General features: G+C 44.1%; 1 protein-coding gene and 1 pseudogene. One reads left to right on the forward strand and one right to left on the reverse strand.

The features are described from left to right. Positions 1 to 561, forward strand: a pseudogene (gene scrG / locus R7E00_RS24320) (regulatory protein ScrG); the annotation flags it as partial. A gap of 108 nt (positions 562 to 669) precedes the next feature. On the opposite strand, the gene R7E00_RS24325 reads toward scrG, so the two are convergent. Further along, positions 670 to 1143, reverse strand: coding sequence for a response regulator (locus R7E00_RS24325; protein WP_318120125.1), 474 nt, complete (start codon positions 1141 to 1143; stop codon positions 670 to 672). Between the last annotated feature and the right edge of the window lie 41 nt (positions 1144 to 1184).

A 1184-nucleotide genomic window follows, 5' to 3' on the forward strand; every position in this document is an offset into this window, starting at 1 on the left:
TATCAAGTGTTCGCGAAAGCTTGTCAGTTCATAAAACAATACCGTGAACGCTACCAAAATGAAGTAAGAGTGAACGTAAACGTCTCCGTTCTGCAGCTTATGAATGGTGAGTTTCCCTCAAGAATCAAAGCCATGGCTGACGAGGCTGGCGTCGCACCTCAGTCTATCGTGCTAGAGCTCACCGAAACATTCATTTTGGATAACAACCAAACGGCTATGGCCCCCTTAAACACGCTTCGTGAGTTGGGCTTTGCGTTGTCTTTGGATGACTTTGGTTCCGGGTACAGTTCTTTAAACTGCTTCTTTGATTTACCGATGACGCAGATAAAAATCGATAAATCGATGGCTTGGAAAACGCTGACAAACCACTCTTCGCGAGAGTACCTAAAGTTTTTGATTGCAATGTGCCACGAGAACAATATTGAGGTAGTGATTGAAGGCATTGAGGATGCGAAGATGTGCGACTTCTTTACTCAGATGGGCGTCGACTATTTACAAGGTTACTGGTTCTCAAAACCCTTATCTGTCGCAAGTGCTAGCCGATATTCATTGAATTCGTAGTTCGAATTTTGTCATTCTCATCTGTTCCGCACAGCCACCTTTTAGTTACCGACTTTTATGTCGAAACAGAACGTGGCTGTGGCGAAAACTCAGGTTAACTTTACCCACCTATCTTAAGCGGTCAAACACAACGTTTTGATCTAAGTGCTCGTGATATTGCGTGTAATCGAGCCCCATATCAAAAATGTATTGTGTAACGAGGTTTCTTACGCACTCAATCAACTGATTGGCTTGCCAAGGCTTTTCGAAATAGCGATCGATGCCCGCAGAGTTAATCGCATTGATCGTATCAGTGTGCGTGGCCTGCCCAGTCAACAAGACTTTGCGAGTGCGAACAAAGCGGCTGTCTTTGGAAATTTCCGTCAGCAGCTCAACACCCGTTTTACCTGGCATCACGTGATCCGAAATAATTAACGCGATCATTTCACCATCTGCATCAAGCTCATCCATCAGCTCAAGCACTTCATCAGCAGACTCACAATCCTCAATATTCAGCCATTTATTCAACGGTTCTAGATCTTGTAGAACCGCGCTTAACACCTCTCGTTGGTCATCAACGCAAATTACATTAAGCTTCTCCATGTTCACCCTCTACCGGTAATTTGATTCTAAAAATGGTCTTT

Source organism: Vibrio sp. Vb1755 (assembly GCF_033338635.1).
In the GTDB taxonomy this organism is placed as follows: Bacteria; Pseudomonadota; Gammaproteobacteria; order Enterobacterales; family Vibrionaceae; genus Vibrio; species Vibrio alginolyticus.